The 25,434-nt window shown below is 71.7% G+C and carries 23 protein-coding genes and 1 pseudogene; 9 read left to right on the forward strand and 15 right to left on the reverse strand.

Translation table 11 applies throughout. The features are described 5' to 3' along the window. Positions 1–74: 74 nt before the first annotated feature. The 11 genes and pseudogenes from OHA21_RS20005 to OHA21_RS20055 form a co-directional block, all read right to left on the reverse strand. On the reverse strand, positions 75–2,534 hold the full coding sequence (locus tag OHA21_RS20005; RefSeq protein WP_328475701.1) for a sensor histidine kinase: 2,460 nt from the start codon (positions 2,532–2,534) through the stop codon (positions 75–77). A gap of 59 nt (positions 2,535–2,593) precedes the next feature. After that, positions 2,594–3,421 carry a potassium-transporting ATPase subunit C gene (locus tag OHA21_RS20010; protein ID WP_328475702.1) on the reverse strand — a complete coding sequence of 276 codons (828 nt, stop codon included), beginning with the start codon at positions 3,419–3,421 and terminating at the stop codon, positions 2,594–2,596. 5 nt (positions 3,422–3,426) lie between these two features. Next, positions 3,427–5,514, reverse strand: a complete 2,088-nt coding sequence (gene kdpB, locus OHA21_RS20015) for a potassium-transporting ATPase subunit KdpB (protein WP_328475704.1) — start codon at positions 5,512–5,514, stop codon at positions 3,427–3,429. Further along, on the reverse strand, positions 5,511–7,157 hold the full coding sequence (gene kdpA, locus OHA21_RS20020; RefSeq protein WP_328475706.1) for a potassium-transporting ATPase subunit KdpA: 1,647 nt from the start codon (positions 7,155–7,157) through the stop codon (positions 5,511–5,513). Before kdpA ends, kdpB begins: the two co-directional genes overlap by 4 nt. Further along, positions 7,157–7,246 (reverse strand): potassium-transporting ATPase subunit F, encoded by a 90-nt coding sequence (locus tag OHA21_RS20025; RefSeq protein WP_328475708.1) that lies wholly within the window; start codon positions 7,244–7,246, stop codon positions 7,157–7,159. The genes kdpA and OHA21_RS20025 overlap by 1 nt, the downstream gene beginning before the upstream one ends. After that, complete coding sequence (locus OHA21_RS20030) at positions 7,246–7,401, reverse strand: hypothetical protein (protein ID WP_328475710.1); 156 nt, start codon at positions 7,399–7,401, stop codon at positions 7,246–7,248. Before OHA21_RS20030 ends, OHA21_RS20025 begins: the two co-directional genes overlap by 1 nt. A 178-nt stretch (positions 7,402–7,579) precedes the next feature. Continuing rightward, positions 7,580–8,074 (reverse strand): annotated as a pseudogene (locus OHA21_RS20035) (prolipoprotein diacylglyceryl transferase family protein); the annotation flags it as partial. A gap of 97 nt (positions 8,075–8,171) precedes the next feature. Beyond that, positions 8,172–8,387 carry a DUF397 domain-containing protein gene (locus OHA21_RS20040; RefSeq protein ID WP_328475711.1) on the reverse strand — a complete coding sequence of 72 codons (216 nt, stop codon included), beginning with the start codon at positions 8,385–8,387 and terminating at the stop codon, positions 8,172–8,174. A 515-nt stretch (positions 8,388–8,902) separates the two neighbouring features. After that, the gene (locus OHA21_RS20045) at positions 8,903–9,079 is read right to left on the reverse strand and encodes a hypothetical protein (protein ID WP_328475713.1); all 177 of its coding nucleotides are present in this window, start codon (positions 9,077–9,079) and stop codon (positions 8,903–8,905) included. Continuing rightward, positions 9,076–10,278: an NAD(P)-binding domain-containing protein gene (locus OHA21_RS20050; protein ID WP_328475715.1), complete on the reverse strand. Its 1,203-nt coding sequence runs from the start codon at positions 10,276–10,278 to the stop codon at positions 9,076–9,078. Before OHA21_RS20050 ends, OHA21_RS20045 begins: the two co-directional genes overlap by 4 nt. Further along, entirely contained in the window at positions 10,275–10,823 is a 549-nt protein-coding gene (locus tag OHA21_RS20055; RefSeq protein WP_328475717.1) for an OsmC family protein, read from the reverse strand. Before OHA21_RS20055 ends, OHA21_RS20050 begins: the two co-directional genes overlap by 4 nt. 89 nt (positions 10,824–10,912) lie before the next feature. Here OHA21_RS20055 and metX point away from each other — a divergent pair, with 89 nt between their 5' ends. Genes metX through OHA21_RS20070 form a run of 3 tightly spaced genes read left to right on the forward strand, consistent with a single transcriptional unit; the run spans position 10,913 to position 13,838 of the window. Then, positions 10,913–12,064, forward strand: a complete 1,152-nt coding sequence (gene metX, locus OHA21_RS20060) for a homoserine O-acetyltransferase MetX (protein WP_328475719.1) — start codon at positions 10,913–10,915, stop codon at positions 12,062–12,064. Further along, positions 12,061–13,359 carry an O-acetylhomoserine aminocarboxypropyltransferase/cysteine synthase family protein gene (locus OHA21_RS20065; protein ID WP_328475721.1) on the forward strand — a complete coding sequence of 433 codons (1,299 nt, stop codon included), beginning with the start codon at positions 12,061–12,063 and terminating at the stop codon, positions 13,357–13,359. The genes metX and OHA21_RS20065 overlap by 4 nt, the downstream gene beginning before the upstream one ends. After that, entirely contained in the window at positions 13,356–13,838 is a 483-nt protein-coding gene (locus tag OHA21_RS20070; protein WP_328475723.1) for a CoA-binding protein, read from the forward strand. The genes OHA21_RS20065 and OHA21_RS20070 overlap by 4 nt, the downstream gene beginning before the upstream one ends. On the opposite strand, the gene OHA21_RS20075 is transcribed toward OHA21_RS20070, so the two are convergent. Then, the gene (locus tag OHA21_RS20075; protein ID WP_328475725.1) at positions 13,810–14,199 is read right to left on the reverse strand and encodes a VOC family protein; all 390 of its coding nucleotides are present in this window, start codon (positions 14,197–14,199) and stop codon (positions 13,810–13,812) included. The two genes, OHA21_RS20070 and OHA21_RS20075, sit on opposite strands and share 29 nt — an antisense overlap. A gap of 65 nt (positions 14,200–14,264) precedes the next feature. Between OHA21_RS20075 and OHA21_RS20080 the strand changes: the two genes are divergently transcribed. After that, positions 14,265–15,875: a xylulokinase gene (locus tag OHA21_RS20080; RefSeq protein WP_328475727.1), complete on the forward strand. Its 1,611-nt coding sequence runs from the start codon at positions 14,265–14,267 to the stop codon at positions 15,873–15,875. A 41-nt stretch (positions 15,876–15,916) separates the two neighbouring features. Here the strand turns inward: OHA21_RS20080 and OHA21_RS20085 are convergent, their stop codons facing one another. Both OHA21_RS20085 and rraA read right to left on the reverse strand, forming a co-directional pair. Continuing rightward, positions 15,917–16,537 (reverse strand): HAD-IA family hydrolase, encoded by a 621-nt coding sequence (locus tag OHA21_RS20085; RefSeq protein ID WP_328475729.1) that lies wholly within the window; start codon positions 16,535–16,537, stop codon positions 15,917–15,919. Continuing rightward, positions 16,509–16,976, reverse strand: a complete 468-nt coding sequence (gene rraA, locus OHA21_RS20090) for a ribonuclease E activity regulator RraA (RefSeq protein WP_328475731.1) — start codon at positions 16,974–16,976, stop codon at positions 16,509–16,511. The genes OHA21_RS20085 and rraA overlap by 29 nt, the downstream gene beginning before the upstream one ends. A gap of 97 nt (positions 16,977–17,073) precedes the next feature. Between rraA and OHA21_RS20095 the strand changes: the two genes are divergently transcribed. The 5 genes from OHA21_RS20095 to OHA21_RS20115 all read left to right on the forward strand — a co-directional run bounded on the left by OHA21_RS20095 (position 17,074) and on the right by OHA21_RS20115 (position 25,160). Continuing rightward, a complete protein-coding gene (locus OHA21_RS20095; protein WP_328475733.1) occupies positions 17,074–17,469 on the forward strand; it encodes a DUF2750 domain-containing protein in 396 nt (131 codons plus the stop codon). A gap of 191 nt (positions 17,470–17,660) precedes the next feature. After that, positions 17,661–19,217, forward strand: a complete 1,557-nt coding sequence (locus OHA21_RS20100) for a DUF2397 domain-containing protein (protein WP_328475735.1) — start codon at positions 17,661–17,663, stop codon at positions 19,215–19,217. Continuing rightward, entirely contained in the window at positions 19,214–20,377 is a 1,164-nt protein-coding gene (locus OHA21_RS20105) for a TIGR02678 family protein (RefSeq protein WP_328475737.1), read from the forward strand. The genes OHA21_RS20100 and OHA21_RS20105 overlap by 4 nt, the downstream gene beginning before the upstream one ends. Then, the gene (locus tag OHA21_RS20110) at positions 20,374–24,798 is read left to right on the forward strand and encodes an SbcC/MukB-like Walker B domain-containing protein (protein WP_328475739.1); all 4,425 of its coding nucleotides are present in this window, start codon (positions 20,374–20,376) and stop codon (positions 24,796–24,798) included. The genes OHA21_RS20105 and OHA21_RS20110 overlap by 4 nt, the downstream gene beginning before the upstream one ends. A 29-nt stretch (positions 24,799–24,827) precedes the next feature. Next, positions 24,828–25,160: an STAS domain-containing protein gene (locus OHA21_RS20115; RefSeq protein ID WP_328475741.1), complete on the forward strand. Its 333-nt coding sequence runs from the start codon at positions 24,828–24,830 to the stop codon at positions 25,158–25,160. Between the two features lie 2 nt (positions 25,161–25,162). Here the strand turns inward: OHA21_RS20115 and OHA21_RS20120 are convergent, their stop codons facing one another. Then, a complete protein-coding gene (locus OHA21_RS20120) occupies positions 25,163–25,432 on the reverse strand; it encodes an acyl carrier protein (RefSeq protein WP_328475743.1) in 270 nt (89 codons plus the stop codon). Positions 25,433–25,434 lie beyond the last annotated feature (2 nt).

Below are 25,434 nucleotides of genomic sequence, written 5' to 3' on the forward strand. Positions count from 1 at the left end.
TTCGGCGAGCGCGGCCGCTGGTACGAATGCGAGCACACTTTTGACGCTCCGTTGACGCGGCGACCGTGACGCGGTCAGGGGGTGACCGCCGGCAGGGCGAGGATCATGGTGAGACCGCCGCCCGGCGTGTCGTCGGGGGTGAGCGTGCCACCCATCGCCTCGGTCAGGCCGCGGGACAGGGCCAGGCCGAGGCCGGTGCCGGTGTGGTTGTCGCGGTCGCCGAGCCGCTGGAACGGCAGGAACACGTCGTCCCGCTTCGCAGCCGGGATGCCGGGGCCGCGGTCGATGATCCGCAGTTCGACGGTGTCGCCGTGCGCGCTGCCGGTGATCATCGGCGGCTGGTCCGGCGGGCTGTGCCGCAGCGCATTGGTGACCAGATTGACCAGCACCCGCTCCAGCAGGCCGGGGTCGGCCCGCAACATCGGCAGGTCATCGGGCACGCGCACCAGGACGCGGCGGCCTTCCGGGCCGAGATCTTCCAGCGCCATCGGTACGACCTCCTCGGCGCCCAGGTCGACCGCGGCGACGCCGAGCGCACCGGCCTGCAGCCGGCTCATGTCGAGCAGGTTGGCGACGAGCCGGTGCAGCCGGTCGAGCGACTCGTCGGCGGTGGCCAGCAGCTCGTCCCGGTCCTCGTCGTCGAAGTGCACGTCGCGGTTGCGCAGTCCGGCCACCGCGGCCTTGGCGGACGCGAGGGGCGTACGCAGATCGTGGCTGACCGCCGCGAGCAGTGCCGTGCGTAACCTGTTGGTCGCGGCCGCATCGGCCAGTTTTCCCTGCTTGAACGCGATCGCGGCCTGCGCGGCGAACGCCTCGACGATGCGCCGGTCGGAGGCCTGCAACAGCCGGCCTTTGATCAGCATCAGCACGTGGTCATCGGCTCTGACCTCGATGTCCGCCTCGGCAGCCCGCCCGCAGGCCGGCTGCCCCACGCCCGCCACGACCAGCCCGTCCGCCAGCAGGGTGACCGAGTCGAGGGAGAACGTCTCGCGGAGCCGGCCGAGCAGCGCGGTCAGCGGGCGCTCGCCGCGCAGCACGCTACCGGCCACCGTGGACAGCGTCTCGGCGTCGGCGGCGGCCTGTGCGGCCTGGCGGGTCCTGCGGGCCGCGGTGTCCACGACCCAACTGACGGCGAGCGCCACCACGATGAAGATCGCCAGGGCGAGCAGGTTCTGCCCCTCGGCGATCGTGAAGCGGCCGACCGGCGGGGTGAAGAACCAGTTGAGCAGCAACGATCCGCCGACCGCCGCGGCCAGGGCCGGCCACAGCCCGCCGATCAGCGCCACCCCGACGACCGCGGCCAGGAACAGCAGGATGTCGTTGACCAGCGACAACGCGGGACCGGTGGTGAGCAGCACGGTGAGCAGCGGCAGGCCGGCCAGGACCGTGCCGAACCCGGCGAGGCGCCGGCTGCGGGACAGCGCCGCCGGGATCGGCCCCCGGCGGCGGCCGCGGCCGGCCCGTTCGTGGGTGACCAGGTGTACGTCGATCGAGCCGGACCGGGCGATCGTGGTGACGCCCACCCCGGCGGCGAACAGCTGCGCGGCCCGGCCCCGGCTGGACGCGCCGAGCACGATCTGGGTGGCGTTGACGCCGCGGGCGAAGTCGAGCAGCGCCTGCGGGACGTCGGTGCCGACCACCTGGTGGTAGGAGCCGCCGAGGCTCTCCACCAGCACCCGCTGCCGGGCCAGCTGGGCCGGGTCGGCGCCGGCCAGGCCGTCGTTACGAGTGACGTGTACGGCGAGCAGGTCCGCCCCTCTGGTCCGGGCGGCGATCCGGGCGGCCCGCCGGATCAGGGTCTCCCCCTCGCGGCCGCCGGTGAGCGCCACGACCACCCGCTCCCGGGTCTCCCAGGTGTCGTCGATGTCGTGGTCGGCGCGGTACCGGTCGAGTTGCTCCTCGACCTGGTCGGCCAGCCAGAGCAGCGCCAGCTCGCGCAGCGCGGTGAGGTTGCCGGTGCGGAACCAGTTGCCGAGCGCCGCATCGATCTTCTCCGGCCGGTAGATGTTGCCGTGCGCCATCCGGCGGCGCAGCGCCTCCGGCGTCATGTCGACCAGCTCGACCTGCTCGGCGGCGCGGACCACGGCGTCGGGCACGGTCTCGCGCTGCTCGACGCCGGTGATCCGGGCGACCACGTCGTTGAGCGACGCCAGGTGCTGGATGTTCACCGTGGTCAGCACGGTGATCCCGGCGTCGAGCAGCGCGTGCACGTCCTGCCAGCGCTTGGCGTTGCGGCTGCCGGGCACGTTGGTGTGCGCCAGCTCGTCGACGACCGCGACGTCCGGGCGCCGGGCCAGCACCGCGTCCAGGTCCATCTCGGTGAAGTCGGCGCCGCGGTGGGCCATCGCCCGCCGCGGCACCACTTCGAGGTCGCCGATCATCGCGGCGGTGTGCGGGCGGTCGTGCGTCTCCACCAGGGCGATCACCACGTCGGTGCCGCGGTCGGCACGCCGGTGCGCCTCCTCGAGCATGGCGTAGGTCTTGCCGACGCCGGGTGCGGCGCCCAGGTAGATCCGCAGTTCTCCGCGCGGCATGAGGGGCACCTTCCGCTTTTGGGTGGCGGGCGGGGCGGTTGGAAGGGTCTCCGATTCGGTTAGCGGCCGTCGAGAGCCAGGTTCAGCTCCAGGACGTTGACGCCGGGCTCGCCGAGGAACCCGAGGGCCCGGCCGTCGGTGTGCTCCGCGATCAGGTCGCGGACCCGGTCGAGGTCGAGACCACGTTCGCGGGCGACCCGAAACGCCTGCAGTTCGGCGTAAGCCGGGCTGATGTGCGGGTCGAGGCCGCTGCCGCTGGCGGTGACCGCGTCGGCCGGGACCGCGGGCTGGTCCGGCGCGTCGCCGCGGATCGGGGTGATCACCCCGCCGAGAGCGACGTAGTCCTCGTCGTTGACGGCCGGCTCGACGGGAACGCCCTGGTAGGCCGCGAGGAACGGGGTGCCGGTCTGATTGACCGACACCACCCGGGTGATCGGGCCGGTGAAGCCGTCGCGGTAGAAGACCGCAAGGACCGCACCGACCCCGTCGGAGGTGCAGTAGGGGCGGCTGCCGTCGACGCCCTCCAACTCGCCGGCCGCGAGACTGCGGGCGCAGACCTGGGTGAGCAGGCTCTGCGAGGCCGTCTCCGGATCGTCGGAGAGGATGTCGACCACACTTTCCGGGCCGAGGTTGCTGGCGCCGGTAGCGGTGGGGGCGTAACCGGTCGCCGAGGGCCGGCTATGAAAATAGCGGGGATCGTCGTCGAAGGACTGGCCGATCAGGCTGCTGCCGACGGGTGTCATCGAGCCGGCGGCCGTGCCGGAGAGGCCGGGGAGCCGGCCGATCCCGACCATGAGCAGGGGGTAGGCGAGGCCGAGGACCGCGGTGAGGACGAGCAGCGCGCGCAGCGCCGCGATGTGCTGGGCAAGCCAGGAAGGTACGCGCATCTCGATCAGATCCCGGGGATGAGCTGGATGAACAGGTCGATGAGCTTGATGCCGAGGAACGGCGCGACGACGCCGCCGAGGCCGTAGACGAGCAGGTTGCGGCGCAGCAGCGCGCTCGCCGACGAGGGCCGGTACCGCACGCCGCGCAGGGCCAGCGGGATCAGCACGATGATCACCAGGGCGTTGAAGATGACCGCGGACAGGATCGCCGAGCCCGGCGAGTGCAGCCGCATGATGTTGAGCGTGTCCAGGCCCGGGTAGACCGCCGCGAACATGGCCGGGATGATCGCGAAGTACTTGGCGATGTCGTTCGCGATCGAGAACGTCGTCAACGCTCCACGGGTGATCAGAAGCTGCTTGCCGATCTCGACGATCTCGATCAGCTTGGTCGGGTCGGAGTCGAGGTCGACCATGTTGCCGGCCTCTTTCGCGGCCGAGGTGCCGGTGTTCATCGCCACGCCGACGTCGGCCTGGGCTAGGGCGGGCGCGTCGTTCGTACCGTCGCCGGTCATCGCGACCAGGCGCCCACCCAGCTGTTCCCTCCTGATCAGGGCGAGTTTGTCCTCCGGGGTGGCCTCGGCGAGGAAGTCGTCGACGCCGGCCTCGGCGGCGATCGCCGCAGCCGTGCGCGGGTTGTCGCCCGTGATCATCACCGTGCGGATGCCCATTCGCCGCATCTCGTCGAAGCGCGCCCGCATCCCGGACTTGACCACGTCCTTGAGGTGGATGACGCCCAGCACCCGATCGTTCTCGGCCACCACCAGCGGCGTGCCACCGGAGGCGCTGATCCCGTCGACGATCTCGTCGACCTCGGCGTCCGCGGTCCCGGCCCAGCGCATCACCGCGGCCGCCGCGCCCTTGCGGATCCGGCGTTCACCCAGATCCACCCCACTCATCCGGGTCTGCGCGGTGAACGGCACCCACACCGCGTCCGCCATCAGGCCCGGCTCGCGCTCCCGCAGCCCGTACTCGTTCTTGGCGAGCACCACGACCGACCGCCCCTCGGGCGTCTCATCCGCCAGGCTGCTCAGTTGCGCAGCGTCGGCGAGATCTTTCGGATCAACCCCGCTGAGGGGTACGAACGAAGCAGCCTGCCGGTTACCGAGAGTGATCGTGCCCGTCTTGTCGAGCAGCAGGGTGTTCACGTCACCGGCCGCCTCGACGGCGCGCCCGCTCATCGCCAGCACGTTGCGTTGCACGAGACGGTCCATCCCGGCGATGCCGATCGCCGAGAGCAGCGCCCCGATCGTGGTCGGGATGAGGCAGACCAGCAGCGACACCAGCACGATCCCGGTGACCCCGTCGCCGTCGATCGCCGCGGTGTCCGGCGCCGCCGCCTGGTAGGCCTTCGAGAAGATCGCCAGCGGCTGCAGGGTGACCACCGCGAGCAGGAAGATGATCGTGAGCGCGGAGAGCAGGATGTTCAGCGCGATCTCGTTCGGCGTCTTCTGCCGGTCGGCGCCCTCGACCAGCGCGATCATCCGGTCGACGAAGCTCTCCCCCGGTTTCTGCGTGATCCGCACGACGATCCGGTCGGACAGCACCTTGGTGCCACCGGTGACCGCGGACCGGTCGCCGCCGGACTCGCGGATCACCGGCGCCGACTCGCCGGTGATCGCCGACTCGTCGACGCTGGCGATGCCCTCGATCACGTCCCCGTCGCCGGGGATGATCTGCCCGGCCTCGACGACCACCACGTCACCCTGCTGCAGCTCCGGCGCCGGGACGGTCCGGCCGTCCCTGAGGTGGGCGACGGTGTCCTGCTTGGCCGAGCGCAACGCGGCCGCCTGCGCCTTGCCGCGGCCCTCGGCGACCGCCTCGGCCAGGTTGGCGAAGACCACGGTCAGCCACAACCAGGCCGTGATCAGCCAGGCGAACAGGCTGGGCTCGGCGATCGACAGGACGGTGGTGAAGACCGCGCCGACCTCCACGATGAACATCACCGGGTTGCGCCACATGACGCGCGGGTCCAGCTTGCGCAGCGCGTCCGGCAGGGAACGCCACAGTTGCTTCGGGTCGAGCAGGCCGGCCTTGACCGGGGCGGGCGCGGGTTCCGGTTCGAGTTCGACGAGGTCGTCCAGGACGACGGTCATGACAGTCCCTCCGCGAGGGGTCCGAGAGCGAGAGCAGGCAGGAAGGTGAGGGCGACCAGCACGACGGTCACGCCGGCGACCATGCCGACGAACAATGGCTGGTGGGTGGGCAGCGTGCCCTCGGACGCCGGTACCGGCTGCTGTCCGGCCAGCGAGCCGGCCAGGGCGAGGACCAGGATCAGCGGCAGGAACCGGCCGAGCAGCATGGCCAGGCCGAGCGCGGTGTCCCACCAGGCGGTGTTCACCGTGATGCCGGCGAACGCCGAGCCGTTGTTGTTGGCGGCGCTGGTGAACGCGTACAGGACCTCGGAAAGCCCGTGCGGGCCTACGTTGAGCGCCGTCGCGTTGTTGCCGGTGGCGAACGCCGCCGCGGTGCCGGCCAGCACGATGATCGGGGTGACCAGGAAGTACAGCGAGGCCAGCTTCATCTCGCGGGCGCCGATCTTCTTGCCCAGGTACTCCGGGGTGCGCCCGACCATCAGCCCGGCCACGAACACCGTGATCACGGCGAGGATCAGCATCCCGTACAGGCCCGAGCCGGCACCGCCCGGCGCCACCTCGCCGAGCATCATGTTGACCAGCGGCATCATCCCGCCGAGCGCGGTGTACGAGTCGTGGAACGAGTTGACCGCACCGGTCGACGTCAGGGTCGTGGCCGCGGCGAAGGTGGCCGAGTTCGGGATGCCGAACCGGGTCTCCTTGCCCTCCATGGCCGCACCGACCGCCTGCGGGACGGTTCCGGCGCCGTGCGTCTCGAAGGCGACGGTCAGCGCGATGCTGCCCAGGGCCAGGAGCGCCATGACGGCGGCGATCGCGTACCCCTGCCGGTTCTGGCCGACCATCCGGCCGAACACCCGCGGCATGCTGAACGGGATCAGGAAGATCAGGAAGATCTGCAGCCAGTTGGTCCAGGCGGTCGGATTCTCGTACGGATGGGCGGAATTGGCGTTGTAGAAACCGCCACCGTTCGTGCCCAGCAGCTTGATCGCCTCCTGCGAGGCCACCGGCCCGCCGGTCAGATGCTGGCTGTCGCCGGTCAGCGTGGTGATGTCGGTGCCCGCGGACAGGTTCTGCACCACGCCGGCGACCATGAAGACCAGCGTGGCCAGCACGCAGACCGGCAGCAGGACGCGCAGCGTGATCCGGGTCAGGTCGACCCAGAAGTTGCCCAGGGCCTGCGCCTTACGGGCGGCGAAGCCGCGCATCAGGGCCACCGCGACGGCGACGCCGACACTCGCGGAGACGAAGTTCTGCACCGCGAGGCCCGCCATCTGCACCAGATGGCCCATCGTCGATTCACCGGAGTACGCCTGCCAGTTCGTGTTCGTCACGAAGCTGACCGCGGTGTTCCAGGCGATGTGGTCGGTGACGGCGGGCAGGCCGAGCGCAAGCCACAGCCGGTCCTGCACCCGCAGGAACAGGTAGAGGAACAGGATCGAGACCGCGGAGAACGCCAGGACGCTGCGGGCGTAGACACCCCAGCTCTGCTCGGTGTCGCGGTCCACGCCGACCAGGCGGTACACGCCCCGCTCGACCGCGTTGTGCCGCTTGCCGGACACCACGCGGTACAGGTAGTCGCCGAACGGCCGGTACACCGCCACCAGCGCGGCGACCAGCGTCAGCACGAAGAGCCAGCCGGCCATCAGAACTTCTCCGGGAAGAGCAGGGCGGCCACCAGCAGGGCGGCCAGGGCGACGGCCAGGATCAGGCCGGCGAGGTTGACGGCGCTCATCAGCGTTCGGCCGCCTTGATGAGCACGGTCAGCGCTGCGAACAGCGCCACCGTGAGCACGACGAACACGAGGTCAGCCACGAAAAGCTCCTTGTTGTGCGAGGGGTTGCACATGGAGCCAAGCGCGCGCCGCAGCGCTTTGACAGCGTTGTTCACGCGATGCCTACGCCGCCGGTCCCGATTTTGACGCGCCGTTAACGCGTACCCTCCGGCGGTGTGACAGCGGCACCTCTCCGGGGCCGCGCGACACCCGCAAGGACCTGCGCGCGTCCTGGCAGGAGGATCAGCCGTGCTGAGTTCCGGTCAGAGCTGCCTGCTCGGCGGCCTTTCCCGGGCGGACGGCGACGAAGTAGACGGCGGCGCCCAGGAACACCAGGGCCGCGGTGAAGACGTTGAGGCGTACGCCGAACAGGGTGTTGGCCTCGTCGACCCGGAGCAGCTCGACCCAGAAGCGGCCGGCGGTGTAGCCCATCAGGTACAGGGCGAACGCCCGGCCGCGGCTGAACGTGAAGTGGCGGTCGAGCCACCAGACCAGCCCGGCCACGCCCAGGTTCCAGAGTGCCTCGTACGCGAACACGGGGTGGTAGAGGCCAGGCCTGGTCTCGCCGGTGTCCATGTCGTGCACCTGCAGACCCCACGGCAGGGTGGTGAGCTTGCCGTACACCTCGTTGTTGAACCAGTTGCCGAGCCGCCCGATCGCCTGACCGACCGGCAGGCCCGGGGCCAGCGCGTCGGCGATCACGCCCAACGGGATGCCGAGCCTGCGGGCCGCCACCCAGGCGCCGACCGCTCCACCGGCCACCGCGCCCCAGACGCTGAGACCGCCCTCTCAGATGCCGAACGCCCGCAGCGGCTCGTCGAGGGTACGGCAGCGATTATCACGGTGCCGGAAAGTACTCGCAGCCCGCTGTCAGCCCGCTGAGAAACTAGTCCAGCAGGTCGTCGAACTCGCCCTTCTTGGCACCGTCCAGGAAGGCCGCGAACTCCGCCCTCGTGTAGACGATGATCTCGCCGTCCGGGTGGCGGGAATTGCGGACCGCGATCTCATCGCCGGCCCGGGCGACCTCGACGCAGTTGCCGTTGGCGCTGCGGGTGGCGACGCGCCACGTCAGCGCGTGCCGGTCGAATCTCACACGACTCATGATTTCCCTGATGGTAGGGCGAGGTCTGCCGGGCCTGGACTCTATCGTCTGAGCAGGTTGATCGAAACGGGAAAGTGCAGCCCTTACCTCTTTCGTGACGCAGACGAGGAGCACGTTGTGGCAGACGACGTCATCACGGCCGTGTAAGAGATCAGCGCGGAGGATCCGGTGGGGCGGGCCGGGCTGGTGGCGGTGGGGATGACCGGTGAGCAGCTGGCGGCGCCGGCCTATGCGGTGGCGGCCGGTGGGTTGCACGTCGGGAAGGAGGATCAGGGGCTGGCAGATCAGCCGTGGGCGCCGTTCGCGGAGCGGGTGCCGCGGGTGGCCGGGGCGGTGCGGCAGCACCGGGCGGTCGCGGTCCACGGTGACCGCGCACAGGAAGCCGAACGGCTCGTCGGAACTGGTGCCAGCCTCAGGACGGCACGAACACCACGTCGTGCCGGGCGAGCGGCATCATGCGATCGACTGTCAGAGCGCTGCCGCGCCCGCGGATCGGTACGACCACGTGCGTGTGCTCATGCCGTTCCAGAGTGGTGTGCCCGCCCGGGGCCGACCTCGAAATAGCGCAGCGAGGTGCCCTGGCCGTGCTCGGCGCCGGTGAGCTCCTGCCGGGTCACCGAGCGGAACGTGCCCACGCCACTGCCGCCCTCCCAGACGAACGGCGAGGTCTGCCGGCGATGGGTGGCCGTCATGCCATCGAGCGTACGAGGTGGTCGACGACGAACCGGGCGTCGTCCTCGATGCCGTGGATGAACGTGGACCGGCGCCGCCGCAGCACCGGCAGGCCGAGCGCGTACAGGCCGGGGCTGTCGACCACCCCGCCGTCATGGCGCAGCCGGCCCTTCTCGTCGACGACCGGCACGTCCAGCCAGCCGTAGTCGGGACGGAACCCGGTCGCCCAGATGATCGTACTGATCTCGCCGCGGCGCAGGTCGAGCCGCAGGCGGGCGGCGGCCGGAACCCGGGTCGGTTCGATCTCGCCGGCCGGGCCGGACTCCCCCGCCCACTCGTCGAAGCCGGCCAGCAGGCGCTTCATCTTCAGGTCGGCCAGCGAGCAGACGTTGCGCAGGCCGCCGGAGAACAGCGCCTCGCCGTCGCGGACCATCGCCATCCGGCCGACCAGTTCGACGCCGAGGCCGGTGAGGGTGTTCAGGTCGAGCGTGACGCGTTTCGGGTCGCCGACGAGCTGCGGCGAGGGCAGTCTTCGGGCCCGGCTCAGGTCGTCGACCTCGTCGTAGCGCTGTGCCCAGACACCGGAGGCGTCCATCCACCACAGCACGTCGCGGTCGCGGTGGGTGCGCGGCAGGCGTACGTGCTCACCGACCGCGAGGGTGACCTGCCGGCCGGACCGCTGCAGCTCGGCGGCGATCTGCACCCCGGTCGCGGACGCGCCGACGACCAGGACCCCGCCGTGCGGCAGCTGGGCCGGATCCCGGTAGTCGAACGGCGTCAGCTGCAGCACCCGCTCCGGAACCCCGGGGGCGAGCGCGGGCACGACCGGCACGTTGCAGGCCCCGCTCGCGATGATCACCGATTGGCAGCGCAGTTCGCCGCCCTCGGAGGCCACCCGATAGCCGTCGCCGGCACGCCGCACCGAGGTGACGGTGGTGCCGGTCCGCACCGGCGCCGCGGCCCCGAACTCGGTGATGAACGACGCCACCTCGCCGGCTGTCATGTAACCGTCCGGGTCCGGCCCGGCGTAGGGCCGGCCGGGCAGGCGGGTCAGCCAGTTCGGCGTGAGCAGGCGCAGCGAGTCCCAGCGTTCCCGCCGCCACGCATTGGCGACCTCGCCGCGTTCCAGCACGACGTGGTCGATCGACCGCTCGCGCAGGAAGTGGCTGGCCGCCAGGCCCGCGTGCCCGGCGCCGACGACGACTGTGGTGGGGCTCAAGCGACCTCGACCGTGACGCTGGTCGGGTTGGTCAGCGCGTCGTAGACGGCGGAGCGCTTCTGCGACTGCGCGACCAGGGCCTCGATCTCCTCCGGGCTGGCGTCGGCGTCGATGTTGAAGGTGACCTTGATGTCGTTGAAGCCGTTGCGCACGTCGCTGTCCGCGCCGAGGATGCCGCGGATGTCGTGGTTGCCCTCGACCGTGGAGGTGACCGAGCGCAGCTGGATGCCCCGGTTCTGCGCGACCGAGGCGACCCCGGCCGTCAGGCAACTGGCCAGGCCGACCAACAGGTACTCGATCGGGGTGATGCCGTTGTCCTCGGCGGCGAAGACCTCCGGGTGGTCGGCGGAGAACGTGGTCTCACTCTTGTGGGTCTGCTCCTGGCCGAGACCGAAGAAGTTCTGGATGGTGGTCGTGCTGTGCACGCCCTTCTCCCACTTGGAGGTGGCCCGCCAGGTGAACTGGGCCGCCTCTGGCGCGCCCTTCAGCGCCTCGCGCGCTTCGAGCAGAGCCTGTACGTTGACGCCATTATCGGTGGTGGTCATGACGTGATCCTTCCGGTCGCCGGGCGCATCTACAAGACCCATCGGGATGCTAGACAATGATCATGGCACTGGCATAGCGTGGGTGGCCTATGAAAAGCGTCGGGGTCGTGGAGACGCGGTTCCTGGACCTGCCGGGACCGTTGCCGCTCGACCGCGGCCGCACGCTGAGCGGCGTCCGGGTCGCCTACGAGACCTACGGAACCCTCTCCCCCGCCCGCGACAACGTCATCCTGGTCTGTCACGCGCTCAGCGGCGACGCCCACGCGGCCGGCATCGCCGCGACGCCGCCCGAGGAGAGCACCCGCGACGGTTTCGGGGCCGGCCCGGCGGTCAAGGGCATCGGCTGGTGGGACGGCATGATCGGACCGGGCAAGGCGTTCGACACCGACCGCTTCTTCGTGGTCTCCACCAACCTGCTGGGCGGCTGCCGGGGCACCACCGGGCCGGGTTCGATCAACCCCGAGACGTCAGCGGCGTACGGGCCGGACTTCCCGGTCATCACCGTGGCCGACATGGTGCGCTGCGAGCGGGCGTTCCTCGACCAGCTGGGCATCGAGCGGCTCGCGGCGGTGGCCGGCGGCTCGCTCGGCGGGATGCAGGCCCTGCAGTGGGCGGTGACCTACCCGGACCAGGTGGACGCGATCGTGGTGATCGCCTCCACGCACGCGCTGCAGCCGCAGGGCGTGGCGTGGAACGCGATCGCCCGGGAGTCGATCCTGCGCGACCCGGACTGGCAGGGCGGCCGCTACTACGGCACCGGCCGGGCGCCCGAGGCCGGGATGGGTGTGGCCCGCATGGTCGGGCACATCACCTACCTGTCCGCGCCGGGGCTGGCCGGCAAGTTCGGGCGGCGGCTGCAGGACGGCGACGACCTCCGGTACACGATCACTGAACCGGAGTTCGAGGTGGAGAGCTACCTGCGGCATCAGGCGGCCTCGTTCGTCCGGCGCTTCGACGCCAACACCTACCTCTACACGTCGCGCGCGCTGACGTACTTCGACCTTGCGCGCGGGTCGACTCTCGTCAAGGCTCTGGAGAGCATCGAGGCGCGGACGCTGCTGATCTCGTTCAGCTCCGACTGGCTCTACCCGCCGACCGCCAGCCTGGAGATCGAGGCGGCGCTGACGGAGCTCGGCAAGCCGGTCGAGTGCCACGTGATCGACGCTCCGTACGGCCACGACTGCTTCCTGCTCGAAGAGGCCCGCCAAACGCCGATAGTCCGGAGATTCCTGAACCGATGAGCCGACCAGAAGAGCCGCACGAGTTCGGCTTCGAAACCCGCCAGCTGCACGCCGGCCAGCGGCCCGACCCGAACACCGGCGCCCGCGCGGTGCCGATCTTCCAGACCACCAGCTACGTCTTCGAGGACCCGGAGTCCGCCGCGGCGTACTTCAATCTGCAGGAGTACGGCAACACGTACTCGCGGATCATGAACCCGACGACCGCGGTGTTCGAGGAGCGGGTGGCGAACCTGGAGGGCGGCAGCGGCGCGGTCGCCTTCGCCAGTGGCATCGCCGCGCAGGCCGCCGCCCTGTTCACGCTGCTCGAGCCGGGTGACCACGTGGTGGCGTCGTCGGCGCTCTACGGCGGCACGGTCAACCAGCTCAAACACCTGCTGCGCAAGATGAACGTGGAGCTGACCTGGGTCGACCCGGACGACGCGGAGGCCTGGCGCAAGGCGGTCCGGGCCACCACCAAGGCGTTCTTCGGCGAGACCATCGGCAACCCGGCCGGCAACGTCCTGGACATCGAGACGGTCGCCGGGATCGCCCACGAGCACCGGCTGCCGCTGATCGTGGACAACACGTTCGCCACGCCGTACCTGTGCCGGCCGATCGAGTGGGGCGCCGACATCGTGGTGCACTCGGCGACCAAGTTCATCGGCGGGCACGGCACGAGCATCGGCGGTGTCGTGGTGGAGGCCGGCACGTTCGACTGGTCGAACGGGCGGTTCCCGGTGGTGGCGGATCCGTCGCCGGCGTACCACGGGCTGAAGTTCCACGAGACGTTCGGCACCTACGGCTACCTGATGAAGCTGCGCGCCGAGACGCTGCGCGACCTGGGCGGGGCGCTGTCGCCGTTCAACGCGTTCCTGTTCCTGCAGGGTCTGGAGACGTTGTCGCTGCGGATGGAACGGCACGTCGCCAACGCCGTTCGGATCGCCGAGTTCCTGGAGGGACATCCGCTGGCGTCCAACGTCAGCTATCCCGGTCTGCCGAACAGCAGATATCGACCGTTGACCGATAAATACCTCAAGGATGGCGCCGGCGCGGTGTTCTCCTTCGACGTCTCCGGCGGCCGCCAGGGCGGCCAGGACCTGATCCGCGGGGTACGGCTGTGGTCGCACCTGGCCAACGTCGGCGACGCGAAGAGCCTGATCATCCACCCGGCCAGCACGACGCACCGTCAGCTGGGCGACGACGAGCTGCGGGCCGCGGGCGTCGGCCCGGGAACGGTACGGCTGTCGGTCGGCACCGAATCCGTGCAGGATCTGATCTGGGATCTCGAGCAGGCGTTCCGGGAGGTGGCCCGATGACCGATCTCGCGCGGTACCAGGACGCGCTGACCATCCAGCGGGTGCTGAACACGGCGAAGACCATCGCGATCGTCGGGTTGTCCGGCAACGAGCTGCGGGCCAGCTACTTCGTCGGCTACTACCTCAAGCGGCACGGCTACCGGGTGGTGCCGGTCAACCCGCGGGAGAAGGAGATCCTCGGCGAGACGTCGTATCCGAGCCTGTCCGACGTACCGATCCCGATCGACATGGTCAACGTCTTCCGCGCGCCCGACGCGCTGCCGCAGATCGCCCGGGAGTCGGTGGCGGCCGGCGCCGGCACGCTGTGGACCCAGTTCGGCGTGATCAACCAGGAGGGCGCGGACATCGCCGAGGCCGGCGGCCTGACCGTGATCGTGGACCGCTGCCTCAAGGTGGAACACGCCCGTTACGTGGGCCGCATGCACTGGCTGGGCTTCAACACCCAGCGCATCACGTCGGTCCGCTCCGGCCTGCAGTAGGGCGATGCTCGACGAGGCCCACCAGGTTGCCCTCGGTGTCGCGCAGGAAGGCCTGCACCTCCTCGGTGCCGGCGGGCCCGAGCTGGTCGTCGCGGTGCGTGAAGATGACGTGCGGCTCCGACTCGACGGCGGTGCCGGCGGCGCGCATCCGCGCGATCACCGCGTCGACGTCCTCGACGAGGTAGTAGTGCAGCGCGGAGGGCGCCCCTTCCTCCAGCAGCAGGCGCTGCCCGTCGAGGTCGAAGAAGACCAGCCCCGGCGGGTCGAACGAGGCGACCGGCCCGCGGCCGAACAGCTCGGCGTAGAAGGCGGTGGCACGCGGCAGGTCGTCAGCGTGCTGGGCAATCTGCACTGCGCGCATGATCAGTCTCGCTTTCCGTACCGGGTCGGTCTCACCCGCCCGGGGGCTTGAGGTACAACATGACGATGACTAAGGATGCACGGCCGACGGCCGACTTGCGCGAGGCAATCGACCAGGGCCGGACCGCGCTCGGGATCGAGTTGGGGTCCACCCGGATCAAGGCCGTGCTCACCGGCCCAGGCCACGAGGCGATCGCGGTCGGCAGCCACGACTGGGAGAACCAGTTCGTCGACCGGACCTGGACCTACTCCCTGGAGGCGGTCTGGGCCGGCCTGCAGGACTGTTTCGCCTCGCTCGCCGAGGACGTGCGCCGCAAGCACAACACCGAGCTGCGTACGGTCGGCGCGCTCGGCGTCTCCGCGATGATGCACGGCTACCTGGCCTTCGACGGCGAGGGCGAGCTGCTGACGCCGTTCCGCACCTGGCGCAACACCAACACCGGTGACGCCTCCGAGCAGCTCAGTGAGCTGTTCGGCTACAACATCCCGCACCGCTGGAGCATCGCCCACCTGTACCAGGCCGTGCTCAACGGCGAGGAGCACGTCGGCCGGCTCGCCCACCTGACCACCCTGGCCGGGTACGTGCACTGGAAGCTCACCGGCCGCCAGGTGCTCGGTGTCGGCGACGCCAGCGGCATGTTCCCGATCGACATCGCGACCGGCGGCTACGACGCCCGGATGCTGGGCCAGTTCGACGAGCTCGCCGCCGGCCGGGTGCCGCTGAAGCTGGCCGAGCTGCTGCCGGCCGTGCTGCCCGCCGGTGAACCGGCCGGCACGCTCACCGAGGAGGGCGCGCGGCTGCTCGACCCGAGCGGCGCGCTGCAGCCCGGCGCCGCGGTGTGCCCGCCCGAGGGCGACGCCGGCACCGGCATGGTCGCCACCAACTCGGTGGCCCGCCGCACCGGCAACGTCAGCGCCGGCACCAGCATCTTCGCGATGATCGTGCTCGACCGTGAGCTGAGCCGGATGCACCCGGAGATCGACCTGGTCACCACCCCGGCCGGCGATCTCGTGGCGATGGTGCACTGCAACAACGGCGCGAGTGAGCTGAACTCCTGGGCCGGCCTGTTCGCCGAGTTCGCCGCCGCGCTCGGCGTCGACAAGGACAGCAACACGATCTTCGAGACGCTGTTCCGCTCGGCGCTGAACGGCGCGCCCGACGGCGGTGGCCTGATGGCCTTCAACAACCTGTCCGGCGAGCCGATCACCAAGCTGCACGAGGGCCGCCCGCTGTTCCTGCGCGTACCGGGCAGCTCGCTCAACCTGGCCACGTTCATGCGCACCCAGCTGTACGCCGCCCTGGCCACCCTGCGCATCGGCATGGACGTGCTGCAGAAGGCCGAGTCGGTGCAGCTGGACCGGATGTTCGCGCACGGCGGCCTGTTCAAGACCGAGGGCGTGGCCCAGAAGCTGCTGGCCGCCGCGATCAACACCCCGGTGTCGGTCGGCAACCTCGCCTCCGAGGGCGGCGCGTGGGGCATCGCGGTGCTCGCCGCGTTCCTCACCGCCCGCACCCCCGGGCAGAGCCTGGACGACTTCCTGACCACATCGGTGTTCGCCGGCGCGCAGCTGGACACCGCCGACCCGGACCAGGCGGACGTCGAGGGCTTCAACGCGTTCATGGAGCGTTACGTCGCCGCCCTGCCGGTGCAGCAGGCAGCCGTCGACCACAGCTGAGCAACCGGCGGTACCGGGTCATCCGCCCGGTACCGCCGTCGTCAGGCGGCCGCCACGAAGGTTTCCATCCGCTCGATGGTTCCACCGGTGCCGGTGTGGAGATGACCGGCCATGCCGAGCGACCGGGCGGCCTCGACATGGCCGGGCGTGTCGTCGACGAACAGCGCCTGGCCGGCGTCCACGCCGAGGCGGTCCAGCGTGGCCGCGAAGATGCGCGGGTCGGGCTTGGCCCAGCCGACCTCGCAGGACAGGACGACGGCGTCGGTGAGGCCGTCGAGCCCGGCCGAGGCGATCCCGGCCCGGGTGCCGGGCCAGGCGTTGCTGACGATCGCGATGGCCGCCCGGGCGCGCACGCGGCGCAGGCAGGCCAGCAGGGCAGGGTCCCAGATCTGGCGTACGGCCAAGTCGTGCCGGATCGCCGCGACCAGATCCGGGCCGATACGCAGCCGGCCGGCGACGATCGCCCACCAGGCGTCCTCACTGACCCGGCCGATGAGAACCTGCTCGTCGTTGCCGGCGAACACCGCGCCGAGGAAGTCCTCCGCGGTCATGCCGAGCCGGCTGCCCCACATCGCCGCGGCAGCGTCCAGATCGTCGTCCACCAGGACGCCGCCGACGTCGATGAGAACCGCCCTACGCCGGGAGGACGACGACGCCGTCATCGTCGCTGACCACCTGGGCGCCCGGGGTGAAGCGGCAACCGCCGAACTCCACCACGACGTCGCGCTGGCCCGCGCCGGTCTTGCTGCTCTTGCGCGGGTTGGAGCCGAGCGCCTTGATGCCGACCGGCAGCTCGCGCAGGGCCGCCACGTCACGGACCGCGCCGTTGATGATCACACCGGCCCAGCCGTTGCTGACCGCGAGGCCCCCGATGATGTCGCCCATCAGCGCGCAGTGCAGCGAACCGCCGCCGTCGACGACCAGCACGCGGCCCTCGCCCGGCTCGCTGAGCACCGACTTGAGCAGGGCGTTGTCCTCGAAACAGGAGACTGTGACGGCCGGGCCGGCGAAGACCGGGACACCGCCGTACTGGCGCAGTTGGGTGTCGCACGAGCCGAGGTTCTCGCCGTGCTCGTCGTACAGATCTGCGGTGCTGTTCATCGGTGTCCCTTCGGTTGGCGGCCCAGCGGAATCCTGCCTCATCCGGCGACCGATACGATCGTCGCGGCATGCAGGCGATCCCAACATCGGAGGTCACGTGGCACGGGATGACATCTCGCGCGGCCAGGCGGAGCGGCTCCGCGGGCTGGACGAGGCGGCCCGCGCGGCCAAGACGTTCGAACTGCTCGCCGGCAACGGCGCGGTCTGGGTGTGGGGCGACGAGGACGAGATCCTGTTCACCGAGAACGGGGAGCGGCGTACGCTGCTGCCGATCTGGCCGCACGCGACGGTCGCCCGGCTGGAGAACGAGGGTGAGGTCTCCGGCGAGCACGCCATCCGCATCCCGGTGCAGGTGTTCCTCGACGAGTGGCTGCCGCAGCTGAAGGACGACGACGCGGCCATCGCGCTCTTCCCGGTCGACGACCGGCACGCGGCCGTTCTCGAACTCGACGAGTTCCGCTCCCGGATGACCGCCGCGCTGCGCCGGAACTAGGCCGATTTGTCGGTCAGCCGACAGTCCCGCGCGTTGCCGCAGGTCAGGGCAGTGAGGCCGCCACCCGTTCGAGTGGTGCGGATCGCATCTCGGTCTGCCGGTTACCCGGAACTGTCGGGGGTGCTGCCTATGCTGCCTGGCGCGATACCGGCTTCCGGCCGGAGCCGGAAGCGACGAGGGGGCACAGCGGCGTGGAGAACCCTGCCGATCATGCGGGCGAGGCCGACGCCGATCTGTGGCAGCTGGCCGGGCTGCCCGGTGGGCTGATCGAGGCGAGCTATCTCACCCACCGTCAGCACGCCGCGCAGTACCGGTTGATCGTCGACGTGCTGCTCGCCCAGCAGCAGCACACCCTGACCGGGATCGCGGCGGCCGACCTTCCCGGCCTGCTGCGCGAGCACATCCTGCGGGCCGGCGCCGACCCGGGTGTGGTCGACGATCCGGCATTTCACCTCAAGGCGCGGATGGCCGACCTGAAACGGTGGCAGGTCGTCCACATCTTCCAGGACCGGGTCACCCGCGACGCCGACTTCGTCCTCGACTTCGACCGCTACCAGCTGACCGAGACCGCCGCCCAGCTGCACCGGGCGGTGCTGGCCCTCGGTGAGGACGTGGCCTCCGGCGCGGCGGCCACCCTCGCGCCCGGGGTGCTGACCGCGCAGCTCGCGGCCCTGTCCGCGGCCGCCGGCAACGATCCGGTGGCGGCCGCGGCGGCCTGGTCGGTGATCCAGACGACGTACCGGGCGATGGCCGACGCCGCCGCCAGCTGGCAGGCCCGCCTCGCCGGCGCGCTGGCCGGCGCCCCTGACCAGCGCAAGGTCACCGTCGTGCAGGAGACGCTGCGGCGCTACGTCGACATGTGGGGCGCCGGGGTCGACACCCACTCCGACGCCATCACCGAGCTGGTGACCGGGCTCGCCGCGGTCAGCACCGGGCAGTGGCGCCGGGTCGCGGTGCACACCCTCGGCGCCTCCGCCGACGACGCGGCCATCGACGAGCTGACCGGCTCCTACCTGCGCACCCTGGCGACGCTGCGCAACTGGTTCGACGGCCCGGACTGCCAGGCCCGGCGGCTGCGCCGGCAGATGCGCGACACGATCCGGCCGCTGCTGAGCAGCCAGCGGGTGCTCGCGGCGGTCGGCGGGCACGTGTCCCGGCGCGCCGAGCTGCTGCGCCTGGCCACCGGCATCGAGGCGGCGCCCGGCGAGGACGGGGCCTGGCAGCTGTGGTGCGCGGCCACCGGCCTGTTCTCGGCGCGGCACCTGCCCGGCGTCGCGCCGGCGCCGGCCGGCAACCCGGGTGGGCTGTCGTTCTGGGAGGCCGAGCCGGTCGCCGTCGAGGCCCGGCTACGCCGGCAGGGGCCGAAGGCGGCCACCGGCGGCAACCCGGCCCGGATCACCGACCGCGGCGCCGCCCGCCGCGCGGCCCGCGACCTGTCGGCCCGGCTGCGCGACGAGGCGGCCGGCACCGAGGCCCGGGTGCTGGCCCGCTCCGGGCTGCCGCTGTCGCAGTGGCGCGAGGTCACCGCCGCCGAGCTGGACCTGCTGTTGCTGCTGCTCGGCGCGGTCAACACGGCCCGCCCGGACGCGGCCGGTGTCCGCAGCACGGTCAGCGACGACGCCCGCTGGTCGTTGCGCGCCGACCCGGCGCCCGACGGCGCGCCGTCCGCGGTCCTGCACACCCCCGACGGGCGGCTCGTGCACCCGGACATCCGGCTGCACATCGAACCCGCGGGGAGCCTCGGATGAGCACCACCACGGACGTACGGGAGGCCCAGCAGGCGTTCCTCGGCCTGCTGGCCCGTCCCCTGGTCACCCCGGCCACCGACGCGGCGCTGTACCGGCAGGTCGTGCAGCGCCAGCAGCTGGTCACCGAGTTCGCCCGCCGGGTCGGCTACCGCATCCAGCGGGTCGGGCACGCGGTGCGCCTGATCCGCGTACCGATCGGCGGCCGGGTCACCACCCCGGCGCGGCCCGCCGAGGCGCCGGAACGCCGGCTGCTGTCGCTGGCCTGCCGGCTCGCCGCCTGCTGCGAGGAGATCTCCGGCGCGGTCACCCTGCAACGGCTGTCCGACATGGTCCGCGACCTGTCGGCGGCGCCCGGCGTGCAGCTGTCCGGCTACGACCCGGACGACCGGGTGCAGCGCAAACAGCTGCGCGACGCCGCCGCGTTCCTCGCCGGGTGGGGGGTGCTGCGGCGGCGGACCAGTGACGAGAAACTGCTCGACGAGTGGACCGAGAACGGCGCCGGGCCGGGCGCCGGCTACGAGGTCGACCGGGACGCGCTGCTGCTGATGACCAGCCCCGACGTGCTCGGCATGGCACTGCACCCGGAGCCCGCCGACGAGGACGAGGAGCTGAGCGGGACCCGGACCCTGCATCACCTGCGGGCGCTGCTGGAGACCCCGCAGGTGGCGTACGCCGACCTGCCCGAAGCCGACGCCGAGGCGCTGCGGACGGCCCGCGGCCTGCGCGCCGGCGACGTGGCGCAGATGACCGGTGGCACCCTGGAGGCCCGCGCCGAGGGCCTGCTGCTGGTGCTCACCGACGACGAGCAGACCCCGCCCACGGTGGCCGAGTGGCCGCGCCCGCGGGCCGCCGACTGGGTGGCCCTGCTCGCCGCCGACCAGGCCGGCCGGGACGGCACCCGCCTCCCCGACGGCACCGTGTACCTGACCAACGCCGAGGTCGACGCGGTGATCGACTACCTGGTCGACGACCGCGGCGAATACATGAACAAGCCGCAGAAGACCGTGCCCGGTGTCGTACGCCGCGACGCCGAGACCCTGCTGACCGAACTCGGTCTGCTGACCGTCGCCGTGGACGGCTCGTGGACGCTCGCCGCCGCGGCCGGGCGGTACCGGGACCCGACGATCACCTACACCGAAACTCCGGAGCACACCCGATGACGTCCCCGCAGCAGGTCGGCCCCGACAGCTCCGACGCGCAGCTGGCCGCCTGGCGTGACGCGGTCACCCAGGCCTCGCTGCCCGAACCGACCCGCACCCGCTGGCAGGCCTCGCGGGCCGGGCTGGTGAACCTGTGGGAGTTCGACATCAGCGAGTACTGGTTCGCCGACGGGCGCGCCCAGTTCGTCGGCGCGAACCAGTCCGGCAAGTCGACGCTGATGGCGCTGACCACCCTGACCATGCTGGCCGGCGCCCTCGACCGGCAGTACATCGACACGTTCGGCCAGTCGGACAAGTCGTTCCGCTACTACGTGGAGCCCACCGACGACCCGCGCGACCGGCGGGAGACGACCGCGCTGACCAACCGGGGCTGGGCGTGGGTCGAGTTCGCCCGGCTCACCGGGGACGGCGAGCCGGAGTACTTCACCGCGCTGCTGTACGCGCAGGCCAAGCGCGGCGTCAGCCACATGCCGCCGACGTGGATCATCTGCCGGGGCAAGGCCCGGGTCCGCGACGGCATCGACCTGGCCGTGGGCCGGGCCGCGGTCGAGCCGCGGGACCTGCACGGCATCGACGGGCTGACGGTGATGGAGAACGGTCGCAAGTACGCGGACCGGATCGCCACCGAGCTGTTCGGGTTCTCCGACACCGACCGGTTCTCGACGGTGCTGGAGATGCTGAAGGTGCTGCGGACCCCGCACCTGGGCCAGCGCCTGGACCCGGACTGGTTCACCCAGCAGATCCGGGCCGCTCTGCCGCCGGTTGCGCGTACCGAAGTGGAGGAGTTGGCCGCCGGCTGGCAGCAGCTCGAGCAGCTCAGCCGCGACCGGGACGACGCCGCGGCGGCCCGCGACGCGGTCGGCCTCTACCTGAGCAAGGCGTGGCGGCCGTGGGCGGACGCGCTGCTGCGTGCCCGCGCGGACGCGCTGATCGCCGCGGACCATGCCGTCACGGAGGCCGAGGCTGCCGTCGCGTCGGCCGATGCGGCGCACGACCGGGCGCATCAGGACCTGACCGGGGAGAACGGCCGCACCGAGCAGCTGGAGACCCAGGGCCGCAACGCGCAGGCCGCGCTCACTCAACTGCTGCGGTCCGACGCCTATCGCGACGCCGCCGGGCGGACCGAGAACGCGGAGCGGCTGCGCCGCGAGACCGAGGAGGCGCAGAAGCAGCGGGAGGCGGCCCAGCGGCGGCTTGACCGGGTACGCGCGGACCAGGACCGGGCCGAGACCGTGCACCGCAGCGCGATCGGCCAGCTGGAGTCGGCGCAGAGCGCAGTCGGGCAGTCCGCTTCGCACGCGACCGGGGCCGTGACTGCAGCCGGGCTCGGCGAGGAGGCGACCGGGTGGGTCACCGGCGGCGACGTCGACCGGATCGACGCTGCCGTCACCGAACGCCGAACCCGGATCGGGGCGTTGCGCCGGCTGCTGCGCGACGCCGCGGGCACCCACTCGTCGTGGCAGAGCACCGACCGGATCGCCGAGCAGGCCCGTACCGAATGGCAGTCCCGGGTGGCCACCGCCCGGATCGCGCAGACCCAGGTCAGCGACGCGCTGCAGCAGCTGTCGGACGGCCTGGAGCGGTGGGCGGCCCGCCTCGGCGCCGACGCGCCGGACGGGGAGCTGCGCGACCGGTGGGTGCAGGAGGTGACCGGGCAGACCAGCACGGCCCGGCCTCGTGAGCAGCTGCGGATGTTGGTCACCCGGCAGTGGCTCGACCCGGCGATCGCTCCGCTGACCGAGCAGGTCGCGACGCTGCGGGCGGCGGCTGCGGCCGCGCAGCAACGGGCGGCCGACGCCGACCGGGACGCCGACGAGCTGGGCCTGGCCGGGGAGCCGCAGGCACCGATGCCGCACGGCTGGGCCCGCCGCGAGCGGCCGGCCTTCCCCGGGCCGGAGGGGGCGCCGCTGTGGCGGCTGCTCGACCCGGTCGACGGCCTGGCCGACGGCGTGCTCGATCACGTCGAGGCGGCGCTGGCCGCGGCCGGACTGCTCGATGCCTGGGTCACGCCGGACGGGCTGTGGGCCGCCGACCGGGACGGCACGGACGTCACGGTCACCGCTGGAATCTCGGCGGCCACCGCGCCGGCGGCGAAGTCGGCGGCGAATCATCAGCCGGCGTCCGCGCCGGCCGCGAACCGCCAGCCGGCCTCCGCGCTGGCGGCGATTCTGCAGCCGGCCGAGGATGCCGGGGCGATGACCGCGACGGTCACCGGACTGCTGGCGAGCATCGGGTACACCCGGGACGGCGGAGAGCTGAGCGGCGAGATCGCCGTGGCCGGGGACGGGCGGTGGCGGACCGCGGCGCTGGCCGGGCGGGCCGGGCGCGCTGAACACGGCGCCGAGCTGATCGGGACCGCTGCGCGCACCCACGCCCGGCGCCGCCGCATCGACGAGTTGCGGCAGGAGGCCGAGCGGCAGCGGCGCGAGGCCGAAGCGCTGGCCGCGCAGGTCACCACTGCCACCAACAAGATGACCATGCTGCGTACGGCCGCCGACTCCTGCCCCGACGACGCGGGTGTGGTGGCCGCCGCGAACGAGTACAACGCCGCGGTCACCGAGCGGGACCGTGCCCACACCGCCCACGTCCAGGCGCAGGAGAAGGCGGTCGCCGGCAAACGCGCTGCCGACGACGCCGCGGCCGCTGCGACCGGCTACGCCGCCGAGCACCGGCTGCCCGCCACCGACGAGCAGCTCGACGCAGTCGGCACGGCCGTGGACACTGCCGCCCGCGCGGGCGCCGACCTGAGGCTGGCCCTGCGCGAGCGCGACACCGCACAGCGTGAGGTGACCGGCGCGCTCGCCGGGGTCGAGGCCGCCGCGGCAGCCGTCGAAGAGGCCGACGACGCGGACCGCGACGCCGCCGAGACCGCAGCCCGGCTGCGGATCGAGGCCGCCGAGGCAGCCGCGTCGATCGACCGGGACGACCACGCCCAGCTGGAACGGGCCGCCGAGCTGGAGAAGGAGATCGAGACCCTCAACCGGTCCGCCTCCGCCAGCCGCAAACGCGGTCTCACGCTGGCCGCGCACACCTCGACCGCCCGCAACCTCACCGAGACACGCCGCCAGGAGCACACCGCCGCGCTCGCGCACCGCGACGCCGCGGTGGCCGACTGGTGGGTGCCCGTCGACGCCGGCATCGCCGCCGCCCGCAACCTGCCCGAGCCGACCGACCGCGCCCTGCCCGAGACGGCCGAACATGACCTTCCCGAGCCGGCCGAACGTGATCTGCCCGAGCCGGCCGAACGTGAGCTGCCCGAGCCGGGCGGGCGGGACCTGGCTGCCGCGCTGGCCCAGGCCCGTGTTGCGGTTCAGGCGCTGCGGCCGCCGTCCTGGCCGGACTCCGCCGAGGAGCGGGCCCGGCGGGTCGGTGCGGCGCAGCACCGGGCGTTCACCAACCCGCGTTTCGAGCTGCAGGCCAAGCTGGAGGCGTCCGGCGGCCGGTCGGTGATCGCCGTAGATGCCGACGAGATCACCCCGCTGCCGGCCGTCATGCTGGTCGTCGACGCGTCCGGCACCCAGCTCACCCCGCCCGCCGCGATCGAGCACCTCGACGAACTGGTCACCCAACTGTCGGCCAGCCACGACGACAAGCTGCACCAGATGTACACCGAGTTGCTGTCCTCGACGTTCATCAACCACCTCGCCGACCGGCTGGGCCGGGTGGTCGAGCTGCTCAGGGACGTCAACACGGTCCTGGACCGGCACCCGACCGGGGTCAACAAGACCAAGCTGCGGCTGATCCGGCGGCCCGCCGACGGGCAGCGGTACGGCTTCAACGTGCTCGACGCCCTCGAGAAGGGAACCATCGACTCGGCGGACTCGCAGGAGCAGATGCGGCTGTTCCTCGGCGACCGGCTGCGCGAGGCCCAGGAGTCCGGCCTGGTCGGCACCGACGACTGGGTGGAGCACCTGGCCCGGCTGCTGGACTACCGGGCCTGGTTCGACGTGGTTCCGGAGTTCCGGATCGGCGACAGCAAGTGGCGGCCGCTGACCAAGCAGGTGCACTCGGTCGACTCCGGCGGCGGCAAGGTGGTCACCCTGTTGCAGCCGCTGCTGGCCACCCTGGTCACCCTGTTCGCCGAGTCACCCGATGCGCCGCGGCCGTTGTGGCTGGACGAGGCGTTCACCGGCGTCGACACCCCGAACCGGTCGACGATGCTGCGCATGATGGTCGACTTCGACTTCGACTTCCTGCTGGCCGGCCCGTCGGCGCTGGTCACGGCCGCCCAGGTGCCGTCGGCCGCGGTCTGGACCGTCTCGCGCGCGCCTGCGCCGCTGCCCGGTGTCGACCTGTCGCTGATGTTGTGGACCGGTCAGGCGCTGGAGCACGTCCCGGTCGGTGACACCGCTGTTCAGGTGCTCACCGCGACCCGGCCGGCCGATGATCTGCCCGATCTGTTCAGCGAGCCCGGAGTTTGATCAACAGGGATGCCGGGTAGGGCTCGGCGATGTCGAATTTGGCGGCAGTGACGTTCCAGGAGGACGCCGACAGCGGGGTGCTGTCGGCAACGATCAGCGGTGAGCTCGACCTCGCCGAGTCGGACGAGATCCGTGACAGCCTCGCCGCTGCCGCGGCGAACACGTCGTGCCGGTACCTGCTGGTGGACGTCAGCGACGTGACCCTGATCGACTCGTACGCTATGGGCGCCCTGGTCAGCGCCCGCAACAGCGCCGCGAGTGTCGGCGTCACCCTGACCCTGGTGGACCCGTCCCCGCCGGTCCGCAAGGCGATCGAGGTCACCGGCCTGGCCGACGTCTTCGGTTTGACCGGGCCGCGCTGAGCTCAACCGGCCCGCAGTTTGCTGTCGACGAGGGCGGCGAGGCTGCCGAGCGTCTCGAACACCTCGGCGTTGATCTCGTCGTCGTCCATGGTGATGCCCAGCTCGCTGTGCAGGGCCTCGACCAGTTCGAGCACTGCCAGCGAGTCCATCTCCGGCAGTCCGCCGAGCAGCGGTGTCGACGCGTCGATCGTGTCCGCCCGGTCCTCGACGCCGAGGGTGGTGACCAGGACGGCCTTCACCCGGCCGACCGTCTCGTCGTTGAGCACGTCCATCT

The sequence above is a fragment of the Actinoplanes sp. NBC_00393 genome (genome assembly GCF_036053395.1).
Lineage (GTDB): Bacteria > Actinomycetota > Actinomycetes > Mycobacteriales > Micromonosporaceae > Actinoplanes.